The organism is Cytobacillus sp. S13-E01, assembly GCF_029193815.1.
GTDB lineage: Bacteria > Bacillota > Bacilli > Bacillales > Bacillaceae_L > Bacillus_BV.
This window is the reverse complement of record NZ_JARFVC010000003.1, coordinates 16,076-34,713: the sequence shown is the minus strand read 5'-3', so window position 1 is coordinate 34,713 and position 18,638 is coordinate 16,076. Positions and strand designations below refer to the sequence as shown.

Annotated in this window: 21 protein-coding genes and 1 riboswitch; of the genes, 12 read left to right on the top strand and 9 right to left on the bottom strand. The window is 35.8% G+C overall.

Annotated features, from left to right (window positions below):
- Positions 1 to 59: 59 nt before the first annotated feature.
- Positions 60 to 509: a S1 domain-containing RNA-binding protein gene (locus PY093_RS03580; RefSeq protein ID WP_275644505.1), complete on the top strand. Its 450-nt coding sequence runs from the start codon at positions 60 to 62 to the stop codon at positions 507 to 509.
- 210 nt (positions 510 to 719) lie between these two features.
- A complete protein-coding gene (locus PY093_RS03575) occupies positions 720 to 932 on the top strand; it encodes a hypothetical protein (RefSeq protein WP_275644504.1) in 213 nt (70 codons plus the stop codon).
- 68 nt (positions 933 to 1,000) lie between these two features.
- Here the strand turns inward: PY093_RS03575 and PY093_RS03570 are convergent, their stop codons facing one another.
- The 5 genes from PY093_RS03570 to PY093_RS03550 all read right to left on the bottom strand — a co-directional run bounded on the left by PY093_RS03570 (position 1,001) and on the right by PY093_RS03550 (position 3,582).
- Positions 1,001 to 1,462 carry a redoxin domain-containing protein gene (locus PY093_RS03570; RefSeq protein WP_275644649.1) on the bottom strand — a complete coding sequence of 154 codons (462 nt, stop codon included), beginning with the start codon at positions 1,460 to 1,462 and terminating at the stop codon, positions 1,001 to 1,003.
- Between the two features lie 146 nt (positions 1,463 to 1,608).
- Positions 1,609 to 1,800, bottom strand: coding sequence for a hypothetical protein (locus tag PY093_RS03565; RefSeq protein WP_275644503.1), 192 nt, complete (start codon positions 1,798 to 1,800; stop codon positions 1,609 to 1,611).
- 408 nt (positions 1,801 to 2,208) lie between these two features.
- Entirely contained in the window at positions 2,209 to 2,409 is a 201-nt protein-coding gene (locus tag PY093_RS03560; RefSeq protein ID WP_064094055.1) for a cold-shock protein, read from the bottom strand.
- 194 nt (positions 2,410 to 2,603) lie between these two features.
- Positions 2,604 to 3,341 carry a tRNA pseudouridine(38-40) synthase TruA gene (gene truA / locus PY093_RS03555; RefSeq protein ID WP_275644502.1) on the bottom strand — a complete coding sequence of 246 codons (738 nt, stop codon included), beginning with the start codon at positions 3,339 to 3,341 and terminating at the stop codon, positions 2,604 to 2,606.
- Between the two features lie 52 nt (positions 3,342 to 3,393).
- Positions 3,394 to 3,582 carry a hypothetical protein gene (locus PY093_RS03550; protein WP_275644501.1) on the bottom strand — a complete coding sequence of 63 codons (189 nt, stop codon included), beginning with the start codon at positions 3,580 to 3,582 and terminating at the stop codon, positions 3,394 to 3,396.
- A 230-nt stretch (positions 3,583 to 3,812) separates the two neighbouring features.
- Positions 3,813 to 3,919: riboswitch (SAM riboswitch) on the top strand.
- 134 nt (positions 3,920 to 4,053) lie between these two features.
- Between PY093_RS03550 and PY093_RS03545 the strand changes: the two genes are divergently transcribed.
- From PY093_RS03545 to PY093_RS03530, 4 genes are read left to right on the top strand one after another with little or no spacing between them, the layout of a single operon-like run.
- On the top strand, positions 4,054 to 5,067 hold the full coding sequence (locus tag PY093_RS03545) for a methionine ABC transporter ATP-binding protein (RefSeq protein WP_275644500.1): 1,014 nt from the start codon (positions 4,054 to 4,056) through the stop codon (positions 5,065 to 5,067).
- Positions 5,057 to 5,728 (top strand): methionine ABC transporter permease, encoded by a 672-nt coding sequence (locus PY093_RS03540; protein ID WP_275644499.1) that lies wholly within the window; start codon positions 5,057 to 5,059, stop codon positions 5,726 to 5,728. The genes PY093_RS03545 and PY093_RS03540 overlap by 11 nt, the downstream gene beginning before the upstream one ends.
- Before the next feature lie 21 nt (positions 5,729 to 5,749).
- On the top strand, positions 5,750 to 6,583 hold the full coding sequence (locus tag PY093_RS03535) for a MetQ/NlpA family ABC transporter substrate-binding protein (RefSeq protein WP_275644498.1): 834 nt from the start codon (positions 5,750 to 5,752) through the stop codon (positions 6,581 to 6,583).
- Between the two features lie 28 nt (positions 6,584 to 6,611).
- The gene (locus PY093_RS03530) at positions 6,612 to 7,817 is read left to right on the top strand and encodes an iron-containing alcohol dehydrogenase family protein (protein WP_275644497.1); all 1,206 of its coding nucleotides are present in this window, start codon (positions 6,612 to 6,614) and stop codon (positions 7,815 to 7,817) included.
- Here the strand turns inward: PY093_RS03530 and PY093_RS03525 are convergent.
- Together PY093_RS03525 and PY093_RS03520 are read right to left on the bottom strand one after the other, a co-directional pair.
- Positions 7,779 to 10,841: a Tn3 family transposase gene (locus tag PY093_RS03525; protein ID WP_275644496.1), complete on the bottom strand. Its 3,063-nt coding sequence runs from the start codon at positions 10,839 to 10,841 to the stop codon at positions 7,779 to 7,781. The genes PY093_RS03530 and PY093_RS03525 overlap by 39 nt on opposite strands.
- A gap of 40 nt (positions 10,842 to 10,881) precedes the next feature.
- Positions 10,882 to 11,439, bottom strand: coding sequence for a recombinase family protein (locus PY093_RS03520; RefSeq protein WP_275644495.1), 558 nt, complete (start codon positions 11,437 to 11,439; stop codon positions 10,882 to 10,884).
- A gap of 689 nt (positions 11,440 to 12,128) precedes the next feature.
- Here PY093_RS03520 and PY093_RS03515 point away from each other — a divergent pair.
- From PY093_RS03515 to PY093_RS03490, 6 genes are all read left to right on the top strand, one after another.
- Positions 12,129 to 12,677, top strand: coding sequence for a sigma-70 family RNA polymerase sigma factor (locus PY093_RS03515; RefSeq protein WP_275644494.1), 549 nt, complete (start codon positions 12,129 to 12,131; stop codon positions 12,675 to 12,677).
- Complete coding sequence (locus PY093_RS03510) at positions 12,670 to 12,840, top strand: YvrJ family protein (RefSeq protein WP_275644493.1); 171 nt, start codon at positions 12,670 to 12,672, stop codon at positions 12,838 to 12,840. The genes PY093_RS03515 and PY093_RS03510 overlap by 8 nt, the downstream gene beginning before the upstream one ends.
- Positions 12,833 to 13,036, top strand: coding sequence for a hypothetical protein (locus PY093_RS03505; protein WP_275644492.1), 204 nt, complete (start codon positions 12,833 to 12,835; stop codon positions 13,034 to 13,036). The genes PY093_RS03510 and PY093_RS03505 overlap by 8 nt, the downstream gene beginning before the upstream one ends.
- A 92-nt stretch (positions 13,037 to 13,128) precedes the next feature.
- Positions 13,129 to 13,596, top strand: coding sequence for a DUF6843 domain-containing protein (locus PY093_RS03500; protein ID WP_275644491.1), 468 nt, complete (start codon positions 13,129 to 13,131; stop codon positions 13,594 to 13,596).
- Between the two features lie 87 nt (positions 13,597 to 13,683).
- On the top strand, positions 13,684 to 14,256 hold the full coding sequence (locus PY093_RS03495; protein WP_275644490.1) for a DUF3238 domain-containing protein: 573 nt from the start codon (positions 13,684 to 13,686) through the stop codon (positions 14,254 to 14,256).
- Between the two features lie 872 nt (positions 14,257 to 15,128).
- The gene (locus PY093_RS03490) at positions 15,129 to 15,368 is read left to right on the top strand and encodes a hypothetical protein (protein ID WP_275644489.1); all 240 of its coding nucleotides are present in this window, start codon (positions 15,129 to 15,131) and stop codon (positions 15,366 to 15,368) included.
- Positions 15,369 to 15,887: 519 nt separating this feature from the next.
- Here PY093_RS03490 and PY093_RS03485 read toward each other — a convergent pair.
- Together PY093_RS03485 and PY093_RS03480 are read right to left on the bottom strand one after the other, a co-directional pair.
- Complete coding sequence (locus tag PY093_RS03485; RefSeq protein ID WP_275644488.1) at positions 15,888 to 16,979, bottom strand: toxic anion resistance protein; 1,092 nt, start codon at positions 16,977 to 16,979, stop codon at positions 15,888 to 15,890.
- A 17-nt stretch (positions 16,980 to 16,996) separates the two neighbouring features.
- On the bottom strand, positions 16,997 to 18,610 hold the full coding sequence (locus PY093_RS03480) for a YceG family protein (protein ID WP_275644487.1): 1,614 nt from the start codon (positions 18,608 to 18,610) through the stop codon (positions 16,997 to 16,999).
- Positions 18,611 to 18,638: the final 28 nt, after the last annotated feature.

Genomic DNA, 18,638 nt, shown 5'->3' with positions numbered 1-18,638 from the left:
TTTTATTTTAGTAATTTGTTATAATAAAGTGGTTTTAATATTAATAAGGGGGAACTTTTTTGTCAATCGAAGTAGGTAGCAAGGTACAAGGTAAAGTAACAGGCATCACTAATTTTGGGGCATTCGTAGAATTACCGGGTGGCCAAACAGGACTAGTTCATATTAGCGAGGTAGCAGATAGCTATGTAAAAGATGTTAATGATCATCTTAAAGTAGGCGACCAAGTTGAGGTGAAGGTGATTAGTGAGAAAGAAGGAAAAATTGCCTTATCCATCAAAAAAGCTATAGATAAACCAGAAGGACAAACTTCTTCTTATTCCCAACGCCCGCAACGCCAAGGAAGAGATGATAGACAGTCCAAAGACTTTCGTTCAAAAGGCAATTTCAAACCAAAGGAAAATTTTGAAGATAAAATGGTTCGTTTCTTAAAGGCTAGTGAAGAAAATTTAACTTCCCTCAAACGTAACACCGAAACAAAACGCGGTGGAAGAGGCGGAAGACGCGGATAATTATCTGCTCCATCATATAGATAAAGGTAAGCTTGACTAACTGGCTTACCTTCTTTTTGACCATAAATTCCGTTATAAATCATTTAATAGTCAAGATTACCCTATCAAGGATCTGATATTATCAGCCTTTAACGAAAGAATGAATTTATTTAAAGGAAAAAGGTCCCTTTATGTCGAAGGTATAGATAAATAGATAAAGGGGATGACCCAATGAATAAAGTTGGATTATTAAAAAATCTACACAAAGCCAGTCGAGGTAATTTGTTTTCTATAGAAATTCCCAAGGCTTCAAAAGAAGATGAAAAAAAAATTCAAGAATTGATTGGAGAATTAGAAAAAGACGGAAAAATTAAGTTAAGAGAGTGTTCACAGCGAGAGTACTCCGTCTTTTTACATGGAATCATTAAGTATGCATCCGAATAATCGGGTGTTTTTTTCTTTATATAGCCAAAAAAATCCCACAACTATAGTGCGGAATTCTCTACAATAATTTATTTGTTTACTAACATTTCAAGCTCACTAAATACCGCCTCATAATCTTCTTTCTGATCGGCTTTAAATGAGGTGTTTAAGTAGGTAATGATACCATCTTTATTTACCACAAAGACAGAGCGAATCGCGGTTTCGCCTTTTTCGTTAAACACGTTGTAACGTTTTACTGTTTGTTTATGCCAATCTGATAATAATGGATAGGGCAATGTCCCCATGCTCGCTGCAAAGACATTATGCGAGTGGATATGATCGACACTAATCGCAAGCACTTCGGCATCCAATTGTTCAAACCTTGTGTAATCCTCTTTCCAAGAGGCAATTTCTTTAATTCAGCCAGGAGTAAAGTCCATTCCATAAAAAGCCACAAAAATATTTTTTTTGCCATGATAATCAGACAATGCAATCTTTTCTTTTGTCGTCGCAGATAATGAAAATTCAGGGGCATTATCACCGATCTTCAAAGTTGTTTCCAAGTTGATTCCTCCGTTCTAAGACCAAAGTAAAACATACCTTTCCTAAGTATTCTCTCCATTTTTAGCTTATATTAGACTTTTGGTAATCAATTTTTAAATCTTACTTGAATGTGCAAATGCAAGTATCTAATGACCTAGCCTTTGGGCGAGTCAAGTGCTTGATAATTTTTCTGATACTTTCCCCCTGCAGCTACTTCAGAATGATACAAAGCCTTAAGAGCAAAGTTTTTCTCAAGTTCATGTTCTTCCATCAACACTTTTAAGCGCTTTTGTAATTCATAATTTTCTTTGACTAGTTGTTTCATTTGCGTTTTTATGTATTTCATGAGACATTTAACTCCTTTTTAAATGTATGCATTAATGATATCATTTACGATAAAAAATAGATCCATGCGGTTTTTTTTGCACTATATTTTTGATTATTGTCGTTACACGAGAATGTTGGCAAATTTACTTAGGTAATCCAATATTAGTGTGTTATGCTTTACCTAACCATTTTAACACTTGCAGCATTGTTGTCTTCGAGGTCGAGGTTGACTAATTATAAAATGTTAAGTTCAATAAGTCCGTATATCTGGATTTTCATGGATGAGGATTAATTAGTCAGCCTTTTTTGTATTGAGACCGGAGCTAGACGTAGATAGACAAAGACACGAAGTTATACACAACCTTACAATTTTATAATTTCCTAAACAACAAAAAAAGACTCTAAAATAGAGTCCTTTTAATAACAATTAAGCTTTGTTTACGTTTGTAGCTTGAAGTCCACGTTGACCTTGTTCTGTGTCAAATGTAACTTTTTGGCCTTCATCTAATGATTTAAATCCTTCGCCTTGGATAGCTGAGAAATGTACGAATACATCTTCTCCACCTTCTATTTCGATGAAACCGAATCCTTTTTCTGCGTTAAACCATTTTACTGTACCTTGTTGCATATGTGTTTCCTCCTGTGTGAATATAAAATCCACGTTTATTACTATAGTTGCTCAATTAGATATCAAAGGCGAAAAGTTTAAATACTACCACTTATTCTTTCCCTACAGAACCGAACAAAAATAATTCTTCTTTAGAATAACAGATAAAATCTTGAAAAGCAAATTTAATCTAGAAAATTAACTTGATCTTTTCTCTAAAAATCAATTGCCACCAAATACAAGCCACCTGCTTCTGCCATGCCACCCGTTTGTATGCGTTCTTTTGATTCAAGTATTCCCGCTATACTCTCAGCATCTTTTTCACCTAATCCAACTTCAATTAATGTTCCTACGATCTTTCGAACCATATTATAAAGGAATCCATTGCCTCTCACTCTAATTTCGATAAACCCATCAACCTCTTCTATAGAGATAGAATATATTTCACGAACCATGGACTTTTTCTTACTCTTAGCATTTGAATATGAAGTAAAATCATGTTCTCCTAAATACAAACGAGATGCTTTTTCCATTTCTGAGATATTAAGTTTTTTCTCAACATGCATACTATATTTGCGCATAAAAGGGTTTGTATGTTCCTTGTTCCAGATTTTATACAAATAGGTTTTATCCTTAGCATTATACCGGGCATGAAAGCGGTCTTGCACTAATGTAACATCAATCACGCTAATGTCTCGTGGTAAATATCTATACAAATAACTCTTGATTTGAGCCTCAGCCATGTTCTCACTAATTTTAAAATTCGCTACTTGATATAGGGCATGTACACCAGCATCTGTTCTGCTACTTCCGATGATTTCGACTTTTCTTCCTACCATCTCCGATAACACATTTTCTATTTTCCCTTGAATGGTATTATCATCATCACCAAGCCTCTGCCATCCCTTATAGCGTCCGCCATCATATTGGATTGTTAATTTATAATTGTTCATTTTTATCTCCTTTTTTCCCCACTATTGTTTTATTAACCACTTGATGCATATATCACTGAGATGTTTCTGGATTTTTGACAATATGGTAATAGTAAACCATCTTTCCATCAATTTCATCATGGGTTCGGATTAAAAGCCTTTCTTGGAAAAGACTTTTAAACGATGACCTTGCTTCTTCATGATATCGGAAGTCAAGCATACTGTCATTAATAGTCGTTAAATCTAAGTTTATTTTATGCACCTCTCTTAAGATTCTCTTTAGATAGTATAACCATCTGTATAGATCAAATCCATTAATAGCAAAAGGACTCCCTTTTAAATTCGTATTGTAGTTTAATTTTTTTTATTCAATTAATTCCTTGAATTTTAAGCAATGAAAGCGGTTAACACTGTTTAAGTAGTGTTTTAAAGTTGTTGACAAATAGTAAATAGCTTTGTAGTATCTAACTATATTAACTAAATAAGTAGTCAAACTTATCCAGAGCGACCGAGGGACTAGGCCCTACGACGTCCGGCAACCCCCATATATGGGAAGGTGCCAATTCCTGCAGAATGACTTTCATTCTGAAAGATAAGTCGAGATATTTCGTGTTTGTATTTCGATGCCCCTTTCAGTTTAGAAAGGGGCATTTTTACATTTCACTTTTTCGCTAAGCTACACCCTAAAATCGTCGCTTTTCTAAAAAAGGCATTAAGAAAAAGAGGGAATTCTATGATTGAAATTCACAATCTTTCAAAGATTTATGAGACAAAAAACGGAACTGTAACTGGTGTTGATAATGTTTCTTTGGCTGTAAATGAAGGTGAAATATTTGGAATAGTAGGTTATTCAGGTGCAGGAAAAAGCTCGTTGTTACGCTGCATTAATCTGCTCGAAAGGCCTACCAAAGGCAGTATCAAGGTAGATGGAATTGATCTTACTTCATTAAAAAGTAAGGAATTACGAGAAGCTCGTTTAAAAATCGGAATGATTTTCCAACACTTCTACTTGATAAGTCAAAAAACTGTGTTTGAAAATATTGCATTTGCCTTAAAGGCTGCTAATCTACCAAAAATCCAAGTGAAACAACGGGTTGAGAAATTACTTGAAATGGTAGGTCTTTCTGATAAGAAGGATGTATATCCGTCACAGCTTAGCGGAGGTCAAAAACAAAGAGTTGGTATAGCTCGGGCGCTTGCTAATGATCCAAAAGTTTTACTATGTGATGAAGCAACATCGGCACTTGACCCTACTACTACAAAGTCGATTTTAAATCTTTTGAAAAAAATTAATAAGGAACTCAGCATTACGATTGTTTTAATAACCCATGAAATGAATGTCGTTAAGGAGATCTGCAGTCGAATGGCTATAATGCAAGAAGGGAAGGTGATTGAAGAGGGAGCAGTCTATGACATTTTTGCCAATCCAAATGCAGAACTCACAAAAGAATTTATCGAAAGTGTTGTTTCCTTTAATATCCCAAAACTAATCTTAGATTCCTGTGAAGGGCCAATTATAAAGGTGACCTTTAGAGGAAAGGTTGCTGGTGAAGGAGTCATCTCAGACATGCTTCAATCCTTTAAGGTAAAAGGTAACTTCCTACATGGTTCAATTGAGTATATTCAAGATTTACCACTTGGTATTTTTATAATGGAGCTTAGAGGTACAAATAAAGAAACTACATCTGCACTTACTTATATCGAAGAGCGCGCAGCGCAAGTGGAGGTGTTACGCGATGGTAATTGATTTCAATCATCTCGTGGAGCTTATCCCCGATATTAATACAGCATTTTTTCAAACGATTTATATGATTTCAATTTCGCTAATTGTATCAATTCTAATTGGTCTACCAGTTGGAATATTATTATATGTCACCGATAAAGGCTTGTTTTTAGAAAACCGTTTCTTGCAGAGTAGTTTAGGCTTTATCGTAAATCTTGTTCGATCGGTTCCTTTCATTATACTGTTGGTGGCATTGCTACCGTTAACGAACCTACTAGTAGGGACAACTATTGGGCCAACAGCAGCAAGTGTTTCTCTCTCTGTAGCGGCTATTCCATTTTTTGCTCGGATTGTCGAAAACGCTTTGCGCGAAATCGATAGAGGAGTTATTGAAGCAGCAATTGCTACTGGTGCAACACCTTGGATGATTATAAAGGACGTTCTGCTTCTTGAAGCGAGGTCGAGCATTATCTCTGGGGTAACATTAACCCTAATCAGCTTAATTGGATTTTCGGCTATGGCCGGTACCGTTGGCGGTGGGGGAATAGGGGATTTAGCTATCCGCTTTGGTTATTATCGATACGATAATACAATCATGATCGCAACGGTATTCATTTTAATTATTTTAGTTCAGGTAGTCCAACTACTTGGTGATTACTTCGCCAAAGTTGTTGATAAAAGATAAAGAGAAAGAAGGAGAATATTTATGAAAAAATTAGTCACAGGCATTTTATTAATATTAATTGCAGCTGTTATTACAGCATGCGGAAGTACAGCAAGTAACCAAAGTAGTGGAGAAAAAGGTAAAGAATCAAAAGAGATTAAAATTGGGGCTACAGCTGGCCCATACAGTGACATGGTAAAAAAAGCAATCAAGCCTGGATTAGAAAAATTAGGCTATGTGGTCGAGATTGTTGAATTTAGTGATTATATTCAGCCGAATAAAGCGTTGGATAACGGAGATATTGATGCGAACCTATTCCAACATACCATTTACCTAGAAAATTTCGAACAAGAAAACAATATGGATTTAACTGCATTGTTAACAGTTCCAACTGCACCAATGGGTATTTATTCAAATGTTTATAGTTCTTTAGATGAAGTGAAAAACGGAGCAACTATTACGCTTCCGAATGACCCGACCAATGCAGCACGCGCATTAAATACTTTGCGTGACGAAGGTCTAATTACAATTAATGAAAACGCGGATCCATTAAAGGTCTCAGAAAAAGATATTGATGAAAACAAAAAGAATTTAAAATTCCAACCAATTGAAGCTGGTCAGCTACCACGTTCAGTTGAAAGTGCAGATTTAGCAACAGTTCCAGGAAACTTTGCGTTAGCAGCAAGCATGAACTTATTAGATGCTCTTGCATTAGAAAATATGCTTGATTCATATCGAAATGTCGTGGCACTTAGTGCTGCCAATGAGGACTCTCAGCTTGCGAAGGATTTAAAAGCAGTTGTCGCGTCAGATGAATTTGAAAAAGTGATTGATGAAGAGTACGAAGGGTTTGGAAAGCCAGAGTGGATGAAATAAGAAAGATATCGCAGAAAAGAGGTATGACGTGGAAACTTTTTCGATTCATGGAGCCCCAAGTGAATATACAGCAAGCGAATGTATTTTAAATCAATTGGAAGTGAAGCTAATAAAACGCGGCTTCGAGAAGGTTCTATTCGTCCATGGTGTAAACTCTTGGAAAGCAGCAAAATCCTATATACCTGAGTTTAAAGAAGTCGAGTATCAGGAATATACCTATGGTGGGGAATGCTCAATGACCGAAATCGAAAGTCTTTCTTCACTAGTCATAGAGCAGTCATTTGAGGCAATCATCGGTGTTGGTGGTGGAAAGGTGCTCGACCTCGTAAAAGCCGTTTGTCATGAAACGCATAAGCCGTATGTACTTATTCCAACTCTTGCATCTAATTGTGCAGCATGGACTCCGATTAGTGTCATTTATGATGAGAATGGAGCATTTATTCGATATGATATTTACCCAGTTAGTGCAAGCCTAGTATTACTAGAGCCGAGAATTTTGCTTAGCGCACCTGTCAATATGCTTATAGCAGGCATTGGTGATACATTAGCAAAATGGTATGAAGCAGATGTTCAAATGGCGGTTATTGAGAATAAACCAGTTCCTTTGCAAATCTCCCATTATACAGCGAAACAGTGTAAGGACTTGCTATTGAAGCATACCGATGCAGCAATTGAAGCTACAAAAACGGGAGTTTTAAACGATGATTTTGTAAAGATTGCTGAGACGATAATTGTTCTAGGTGGAATGGTTGGAGGCTTTGGCGGTCATTACGGAAGAATTGCAGGAGCTCATTCGATTCATAATGGATTGACCATTTTAGAAGAAACTCACCATGCACTACATGGAGAAAAGGTGGCTTATGGAATTCTTGTTCAGCTCGTGCTGGAGAATAAATGGGATGAGGTGAAAGCACTTCTTCCTTTTTATCGCCAACTTGGCTTGCCACTTTCACTTACAGACTTAGGTGTAGCTGTTATTACTATTGAGAGTATAAATGAAATTGCTATAAAATCGACAATCCAAGGAGAATCAATCCATGCTATGCCGATTGGAGAAGTTACTGATGTAGATGTAAGTAAGGCAATTACTTCATTAGAACAGTTTATTGCATCATACATAAATTGGGTGTTTTTGCACATCCCCCGAAAAAGGGGAATAAGGAGTGCTTCCCTAAAATTTCTAACAAAGTACTCCTTATATATTGTTTATCCCTATTTCAGATATAAATTTTGAATGAGCCAATTCTTGAATGAGTGCATCCATGTTAACAGACTCTTGTTGTATATTAAACTCGTATTTTCCATAGAAGTTAATATGTTGCCATGCGACTGGAGATATTTGTTTCATAACGTCTGAATCTAGTCCCTTTGTTTCTCGGTAAGCCAACATAGATAAGATACTGGCATTGTAAAAAATAATGCAATTGGAGAGTAAGCGACTGCATTCACCCCAGATATGTTGATCATTTTCATTTTTAAAGCGTAATTTCCCAAAATTAGCAAAGGATACTGCTTTACGTAATTTATGATAACTTTCCCCTCGATTTAATGCCTTTTGCACATTCCGTCGTAAAGGTGGAGAATCAATATAATCCAAAAAATATAGACTCCTTATGATGTTATCGTACTCCCATAAAGCACGTTTGGTTTTGTTCTTCCGTGCATAAGCACTCAGCTTACCAATTATAATGCTTTGTGTGGTTGTTTTAACTGCAAGGGATAGCATAATTCGCTGAATATTTTCCCATTCTTCCATAATTAGATTCGTATTAATCTTTCGGACTGGCTTGATCAGTTTATCGCCATATTGACTTGGATGTTTGAATCCGTAAAGAGACTTGCTAACTTTAGCATGAATATCCTTATAGCGAGGTGCAAACTGATAACCAAAAAAGTTAAGAATGGCAAAATTCACTTCATTGGTTCCATGAGTATCCGTGGAATGCATATCAGGCTGAATATCCGTCGAGTTATTGTAGAGAATATCAAACACATAATGGCTTTCATGCTCATTGGCCCCAATAATTCGAGCGTTGACAGGGAAATGGTTGGCTACCATTGTGTAGGAAACAATCCCTTTACCAAGACCGAAGTATTTAGGGGAATGACGAGAATTAATGGTGTTGATTCGAGTTTCAACTTTCTGACCGTCACTACTTGAATGGATCATCTCCCCAATGTCATAATGTTTAAAAATTGGGAGTTTGGCTATTGCATTACTGATACAATCATTCGCTTCTTTTAAAGTCTCCAAACGAATAAAATTATCAGATGTGGCAGCCAGTAACGGATAGCTAATATCAGAAATTCCCCCCATTCTCCCTAACCCCATGTTGGTTCCCCAAGCAATCAGACAGGCGACAAGAATTCGATTGTCTTTATTCTGTTTGGCATAACGTCCCAAGATGTGCTCAAATGAGTCAAGGAATTGACAGTGCTGTTGAACAAAATGCAAAACAGTCCTAATGTCTATTTGCTGTAATGTATCGTAGAATGAGTGATTAATAGATTCTGTGTCCCGGGTATAAGGTAATGTCCATCGGGTATGTGAACCCCGTTTTTTGATTTGAAGATGCTCATTTTCCCCAGATGAAATGCTCTGGTTAACTTTAGTAATTCGATCTTCTAATTGCTTCTCAAGCTCCACTAAATGACTATGAATGGGTTGGTTGAAAATTGTCAGACCAGTATCAGCGATCAACATTTCTTTCTCTTGCCATTGGCGATCATTGATCAGGTTATCCTCAAAACTGCGAAATCGGATACTATCACGACAAAAAATTTCCCCTGCTTCCAAACGGTTGCGTAGGAGGCGATAGACTAAAAATTCATAGCGATCTACTAAAATTGTTTTTTGTTCATAGATATAACGCTTCACACCATCGGATATGAAACCATTTGGCAAATCATCTGAGTGATATTGTCCTAACGCTTTATTCTTATTAAAGGCAGTCTTCATAAAATCGATTGCTTTAATTAATGGATCATTAGTTGAAGGAGCAACGAAATCAACCTGCAAAAATATGGGTCTTAAATAACGTTTAAATCGCCGTGCCTGCTGATCAATCTGTTCCCATTGGAAGGCAGTTTCATCATATTTTATATTTGTCGTGATTTGAGTCGCTATGGATTCCAGTTTCTGACGTTCCAGAATCGTAAATGCACGACTTTGAATATCCTTAAAGGGAGTATCGGCAGGGATATGATCGTCAGTAAATATTTTGAGTAGTTCCCCTGCTTTTTTCATGTCTTGATTGCTCTCTGTATAGCACTCGTAGACACGTTCTTTTGCTGTTACTTTTGCATCATCGATATAACCTCTCACGCTATATATGAAAGTGTTAATCAGATTGTCATGCATCCGTTGATAACGATGAAATACGAAACATAATAAGTATATATATACGACCCATTCATTCAGTCGTTTCAGTCTAAAGACTGAGTAATAGCTTATTAAGGAAGCGTAATACTTGATGCTTTCGTTCGAAATATTTAGCTTTGGTAACAATTCTTGGGCCAAATGATACAATTGTTGTATTTGTTTACCCCGTTCCATCTCTTGCTTTATCTCAGTAGCACTGAAATCTTTCGGCTCATGCTTCAGTAATGTAATCTCATACAATCCAGACGAGTCTTCCAATAACCGATCTAAAGCTTTGATATCCATTTGTTTAAGATGGTTTTGTATCAGTGTGATCAATCGATTTTGTTCATGGGTTATTACTTGTCCTATCATATCTTGTATAAGACTATAAACAGGAACGACAATACGATGCTCAGACAAATAATTCATGATTTCGCGGAATATATAAATGGGTTTACCGCAAAATGTTGCAGCCTTACGAGCCTTTTCCTCCATGGTGTGCCGTTCTACGATGCCACAACTGCGGTAGTTAAATAATTTAAGAATCAATTGCTGTTGTTTTAAACGAGTAGATTTATCAACGGGACTCCAATCATTAAGGTCACTATTGTTGAAATATTCCTTTAAAACATAACGTAGATCCTCTCCTACCTCATGGAGGTCAAATGTAAAAAATAGTTGTTTGGCTTTGAAGTAACCCAATTGTATAACGAAATAAGCTTTAGATTTGATGGAACGCAATGTATGTAGCAGCTCTTTCTCAGGCTGTGAGAGAGAAAAGTAAGAACAACGATCTTCATATGTGAAATTTGGTTTTTCATAAATAGTCTTTATTTCTTCCTCACTAAGAATCCTTAAACGATTTTGGTTACTTTTGTTCTTTTCAATATCCATATTTGTCCTTTCCGAATAGCTCATTCAATTCCTAATTTTTTCAATTCCTTTCCTCCCTTTGTAGCTTTCTATACAAAGTCATTCGGGAAATACCAGCCTTTTCGGCAGCATCCGTTCGGCTTATCCCTTGGTCTATGAGATATAGGGCATAGTTGATCTTTTCCTCGTCTGCTTTTGGCCTTCCCGGAAACTTTCCCCGTTTTTTGGCAGCTAAAATGCCTTCCTTTGTTCTTTCGGAAGTAAGATCTCGCTCAAATTGTGCAATTCCAGCAAAAATAGTAAACAACATTTTTCCATGTGCTGTCGTTGTATCGAGCCAAGATTCCTTTAAACTTTTTAAATGCGCCCCTTTCTGGGACATAAGTTCTGTAATCTCAATCAGATCCTTCGTGGAACGGGATAAGCGAGTTAAGTCCGTTACAACAACGGTGTCTTCTGGTCTAAGAAACACCAACATACGGTTCAGCTCTGGTCGATCCCGTTTAGTTCCTGTTACTTTTTCAAAAAAGATACGTTCGCACCCAAATTCCTCAAGTTGCCTTTTTTGGCGATCCAAATTTTGATCAATGGTAGAAACGCGCATATAACCAAATTTCATTTGCATCCTCACCTTTCAACATGATTGTACCAAAACTATTAAATAATTAATATTGTTACAAATTGTTTTGTTACACATTTTTGTTACGTGATTTATATTAGATTGGCAGACAAAATATTACTTTTCACACCCTGTAACAAAAATGGTCATTTTTGTTACGACTAACCGCATCTCCAATATTTGGCTTATCATGTCAGTGGTAGTGTCAAAAGTTCTATAAAAAATTAGTATATAGGATTAGCTCCCTCTATTTAGGTGAGAAAGCCTGACGGTTGCTCATGAAAAACACGGCAAGGGTTTGATTTTGGTATATAACAAGGGCGAAAGGAACAAAAGAAGGCATGCCCGGGAACAACTATCTATTTGGGAAAATCTCGTATAATTTAAAATAGTGCCTACAGATACGGAGTTTTCAGTTGAAATTATGGACTTGTAGTTTAGAAGGCATTTAGAGGAAGGGGGAAAAATCCCCGAATATCTTACATATTCCCCAAATTTCTAGTAAAATATTAATATATCAAAGATACTTAAAGCAAATAAAATACCAACCTAAAATAAATCTTAAAATAAATATTATTTTTTTTTATAAAGTGGTTGTGGTTTAAGAAATAGTATCCCCTTTATTAACAAAAGGAGATATTTTTTTTACCGCAAATTAGAACGTATGTTCCATAAAAGGAGGAGGTAACGTGGTTGTACCCGAAACTAAAAATCCATTACTATTATCCTTTTTAGAGGACGATGAACATCGTGGTCTTTTTAAAAAATATTGTAGTAATCCCAACATTGAATTGAAACAGAAGATAGACGATAAGTTCATTACCTTTTACTCAAAAATTCGTCTAATTTCATACTTCTCTAAAGCAATCCATTTTGCATCCCAGGACTTTGATAAAAAACAACGATTATTTCAGAGTCGGAATCAACTTTTATTAAATCAGCCCTTTTCTAATGAAGATGGAAACGAGACTGGAACATTATTAGACAGCATTGCTGATGATAGATCAGAAATTAAGTTGGAAGAGTTATTTGAGAACTTAGAAGACTATATACAGGAAAAATCCCTATATCAAGCAATTTCATCACTAACCTTAAAGCAGAAACACATTCTGTATTTATCGTACATCAAGAATTTATCAGATACACATATTGCTGAACGTTTAAATATCAGTCAACAAGCTGTAACGAAAACAAAAAATAAAGCATTAGTAAAAGTGAGGCGAAATATTGGTGCCTGAAGAACAAAGCTTTATACAACTAATTGGTAACTTTGGATTTCCTATCGTAATCACCATGTATTTACTACATCGTTTTGAAAAGAAAATAGAAGGATTGGAAGCTGCTATTCATACTTTAGCAAAAGTAATAGATCCACCAAAGAAGGAATATAAAAATGAATAAAAACATTTCTCCTAAAGAATTAATAGAAATCCTTAGTCCTAAAATAAAGAAAGCTTTATTGCAAACAGATATTAAGAATAGGGAGGATCTTGAGCAAGAACTAATCACAATGATCCTTACCAATCTAAAGAAAAGAGAAGATGAAAAAATCCCTACATTTTTCGAAATACTTGAAAAGGAATACCACTCAGATTAGAGTGGTTATTTGCTTTGCGACAAAAGTTTACATTTTTCCTCAAATATAAATGGTATAATACTCCATAATAAAAGGGTAAAGGCGAGGGTTTAATGAAAAAAATTACGATTGTATTGTTATCAGCTATATTGTTAGGAGGAGCTTACTATATGTTTTTCGCAAAGAAAACGGCAAACGATGAAGAATTTGCTTTACCTGAAGGATATCAAGGGTGTGCGCATGTGGTATATAACGTAAAAAATGCTCCACCATTAAAAGTAACGGATGGCAAAATCGTTCATACTTTTGATGAAAACGGAATTTCTCTCACTTCTTCTCCAGAGGATTTTGGGTGGGAAGGGGAGGAGTTCTCAGGTTTCTATAATGCAACATACTACTATGTAGATAAACAAGGAAACAAAACAAGTGAAATCGAGCAAGAACAGATTTTTAATTCTGGATTAGGTAGTTTAGAGGAAGATGGGAAAGTTCAAATTACTCATTACCACTTCTCAGTAAAAGATAAAAATGCCAGTTGTGAAAAGGATTTAGAAAGAGTGAAGAAACTCATAAATAAATAATTATATTGGTTGTTTTTAAAGCCGATAACCCCTCTTTATTAAATGTAAGCAGCTTACAAAAAGCATTTCTGAGAGGGGTTTTATTAAATGGCAGTTTTAGAATTACGTTTAAAAACTTTTATTCCACAGTCACGTATATTATTTTCGGAATCACCGAGTTTAACAGTTTACTTTGGTGGTGATGGTCGCAGTGAGAGCTGGGATGGAACATATCGAACTTATCAGAAGTTCACTATTGATACAGCTCCTACTGATTATAGCGTTTCGTATTATGAAGATACAGGAACCACTAACAAGTACACATATGACTCGTTAGGTAAGTTAATTAGTACGGAGACCGGTAAAGCACCTGTAACGGACTTATCCTACACAAAACGGGTATCTGGAGGTTATTTGTATCTTGATTGCGTTGTAGCATCTAATAATCCGTTAGTTGCTGGATCTCCAGATATAGATTATCAGTTTACTATTCGTGTAAACAGAAGTGGTGGGGTTTTGTTGACAGGTAACCACGATGGATTCCCGGCATATGAATTATGGAGAAAGAAATCTGGATCCAGCGCTGAACTAATTTGGTCACACGATCCAAGAGATACTGGGGAGGGCATAGGCAGCTTGTTCCCTCCGATGGAGCACCCTGTAAATGTAAGTAAAGCATAGGCTAGAATGGAAGGGTAGCTCTTTTTAATCTAAGAAGCAACCCTTCTTTTTTGTTTTCAACATACACCACAAAAGACAAGCAATTGATATATCTAGTTGCCCTTAGTTTTTTAGTTAACCTTCATCATTTGTACGTCTTTATTTGCACCGAAAACAACAATACGGTTTAACATAGCCTAACTTAAATAACTTCTTGGAATCTTGCCGATTCTTTATTGGGGTAGTGACAGTTTCGCTGGTACTACCCCAATATGCAAGGAGCTTTGGCGGGATTTTAGTGGAGTACTTCTTATTCCCCTTTTTCGGGGGATGTGCAAAAATACCCAAATTGAAAACAGAAAAACGCGGAGCAGGTACAATTCTCAGTTATGCTTGGTGTAGATGTGTGGATGGGCAGGTCAGATATAATCGTAACCACTAGTATCTCCTCTAGAGTGATCATATCAGCGTTACAGTAATAACGTGCTACTTGTTTAGAGTATCTTGGCCAAAAATGAAAAGGGCTTCGGTCATTTAACTTAAAAAGAATTCAGTAAGGTATAAGAAGGGTACTACCCTCTTATACCTTTTTTAGGTACAACGCAGTGAAAACCCTGACATACAGGACAACCCTTCTTTCACTTATCCGTTTTTGCATTTTGAATTTATTTGGTGATGAGGCCCCATAATCTTCCTACAATCCAGCTTTTTTTGTATAGATTTTAATTTCTAAATTTTTAAAAGTTAAGTAATTATTTGTATTTCTTTCTTATATCTTTAGTTATAAGGCTTAAATCAATAGGAGCATTCTTTTCAATGACGATGAATCAGACAAAGTTATTACGGGAAATATATGGATAAAAATATTCAACCTAAAAAGGGGGATATTTCTTATGAGATTCAATCATTTCTCTCGTGACCAGAAAACAAATGAATCATTAAAGTTGTTGGAAGATGTCAGTCATTCAAAGCCTGTCATACTGTTTGAATATTTCATAGTTGCAATTGTTCTAACAAGCTTTTTCTTAAACACTATAACATCAATTATATACGTGCCACTACTTTTTATTAGCTTTTACTTGTTTTTATTATTGATCCATGTATTAGTTTATTGTATTGGAAAGTACGTCTAAATAGAAATACACCTTAATGGAATTTATCGGCTAGGCACTAAAACCATCTTCAATTTTTATATTTACACACCCTTTTAAAAAAATAGAGCGCTGCAAATAACATACTCAGTGTCCGAAAATAGTTCATAAGAAAAGCGCAAGGCGCGCCCGCCTTTCGGCGCGTCGTTTAAAACCCGGCACGTCCTGTGGCGAACATCGACATCAGCACATCCTGTGCAAGTCAAGCATAAGACAAGCCGGCTGAAAGGTTGTTCTTTAACCTTCCGGACGGATTGTCCGAAAAGCGTAAGCGCCTTGGTCAGAAACGAGAAAACTGGTCGACAAGAACGCCACGTCCTGTGGCATTGTCGACACTTGCACATCGTGTGCTTCGAAGACTCCGCCGAAAGAAGCGTTCTTTGCTTCTGTAGGAGGAGTTGAAGTTTCTCCTCGTTTCTAGGCACCCGGAGCTAGACACTAAAACTAGATACAAACTTTTTGTTATCTTTTAAAAAGACTCCTCCTAAAAGGAGGAGTACACTATTTTTGTTGTGCGATTTGCTTTAAATTATCCTGCAACTGGGTAATGCGTTTTAAACCATCTTCACGAAGTCGCTTGTTTTCTTCTTCGATCGATTTTGTTTCCTGCATTCCTTTTACGATTGTATTCCATGACTCTTCAATCGTTTCAATTTTAATGCTTGGTCTACCAGCTAGTTTAGCAATCTCTACACTTTGACTAGAAATGTTTTCAGCATTTCGCTTTAACATTTCGTTTGTACGACGATCTAATTCACTCATAGAATCAGCAACAAGTTTTTGGCGCTTTGCCGTTACAGCTTGGATGATACCATTCTTGAAAATTGGAATCGTAATAACAAACGCTGAATTAATTTTGCCAATAAGCTTTGTATTACCACGTTGTAGTAAACGGATTTGTGGAGCAGTTTGTAGTGAAACCATACGAGCCATTTCTAAATCGTAAATTCGTTCCTCTAGTGTCTGAATTGCATTTTTTAGTGTATCTACTTGTAATTGTGCCATCTGATCACCATTTGCTGCCTTTTGCTCATACGATGGTACTAAGGTAGTTAGTTCTTCTAATTTAATTTGTCCTGCCACCACATACTTTTCCAGTGACATGTAGTAGTTAATGTTACTTTCATACATTTCTTCTAGTGTCACTGTCGATCTAGTCATTTCATCCTTATATTTTGAGATTTCAACATGAACTTTCTCAATTTCTCCACCTAAGGTTTGATATTTACCGAAGATTTTTTCAACCATTCCATTACTTCGTTTAAATAATTTACTGAGTAGACCACCTTTTTGTTCTTCAAAATCCTTCTTATCAAAGCGATCCATAATCTTTCCGATTTGCTTTAACATTTCACCTGAATCCGTTACACTACTTGTTTGAATCATTGATAAAATTCGATCCGAAAACTGTGAAATTAAAACAGCAGGTTCTTTTCCAAATTCCAATAATTCCATTTGGTTTTTCACGTCTATTTGTTGCGCTAACTTAATAACCTCAGGTTCCTGACGAAGTTGTAATCTAATATCGTTGGCTTTCGACTCGGTAATTTCTTCATTTTTCTCGAAACTTGATGCTAGTACATCATTTGTCATTTACTTTCACTCCAAATCTAAAATTTTATTGACTTAAATATCTTTTTAAGAAAAGATGGCTCTTTGAATTCTTGTTGAAATGACATTTCCTCAAGCCAATGCGTATCAAACATACTAGAATCTATGAACTGCTCTATACAGTTATGGCCTGGTGGATTATAAATTACAATGTCTATTCCAAGCTCATTGAATAATAAGATCCTAGCAGCATCAGATCGGGAAAGAGATCCATTAATCTCTGTATTGAATAAAACTAACTTAGGTACATCCTGGGAATAATCAAACAACTGCATTAAGTTTAAGTGGTTAGGTGCAATATCTGTGGCTTGTGTAAATAAATACAGTTGAACATCTTCTACTTTTTCATTATTTTTCGGGATGAGCTTAGGGCTTGCGCATATATTTGATATAACATGAGCAATCGCTAGTTGAATTCCTTCTGGTAAATGCTTATATTGCCACCAATTACTTTCAACCATCTTTTTAGGATGAAGCTTGCCCTCTTTATCAAGTGCGTGTTGATAATGGAATTTATGATTTGCGATAACTTCCTTAGTAAAAGGGAAATTTCTAATTAACTCAGTATTCTTTGATTCAGATAACTTTTGTAACCGGTCCCAATATTCTTTTTTATTTGCAGAGACACCCATAATTTTTGAGAAAATTGAAGGAATCAGAACAGTCCCTTTAGTAACTTGAAAATTTTGTCGAATATGTGCCGGTTCTTTAGCAATTAAGAATAGTTCATCATAGGTCGTTTTTAACGTCACCGATGTCGGAAGATGATTTCTAAATTGCCATGGTTTATAAAGGTGAGATCCCTCATGAAATAGTACATTATTAATTTCTTTTGTTGCTCGATAGGCAACTGTTGATTGACGGTCTGGTTTTTCTTTAGGAAAAGGTTCTAATTTTCCAGTAGCTGGATAAGTAACAATTTGAGAAATATTCTGTTTAGGGTCAATCTCTGCAAATTCGTCTTTTCCTTCAGGATGAAAAATAAGCACATCACACCCAAGTTTCATTAAGTAGTAAAGAAAATACAATTGGCTCTTAGATGCATCTCCATACCAAATAACACGAGGCATTTCAATTTCTAGGTTTATATTTTCTAACCAACCATTGAGATGATTCCAAGACCATTTAATAATATCTACTAACACTCGTCGGAATTCTGGATGATTGAAACCATCTTTGTGATTTTGTTGAAATGTCTCTAAAACAGAAATTAGCGTTTGTCTTATATGACGATGCACAAGATTATTGGGATGAGTCGGAATTAAACGTTCCCCTTCTAAAAAAGCTACAAATCTATTAACTGACAACCCTTTTTCTTTTTGATTAATCATGTGTACCTTTTGAACACCTTGAAACCGTAATGTAGAGATTGATTTATCTAGTATTTCACTCAAGACATGAATCTTTTCAGAAGTATATAACTCATGAAGATTTAGATAGTAATCAGTTTCATCATGGTTCGTACCTAATATTCTTCCAGATAGTTGACAAAAACGGTATTCATCACTTTTCTCATAAGGTGTTCTCTCTGGGAGAGTCTTAAAGAGAGTAAGTTTCCATTTATCACTATCAAGTTTAGCTTGAGTAATTTGAAGATTACGATAATTACTCATTATGTCATCCCCTTTATAAAGATAAAAT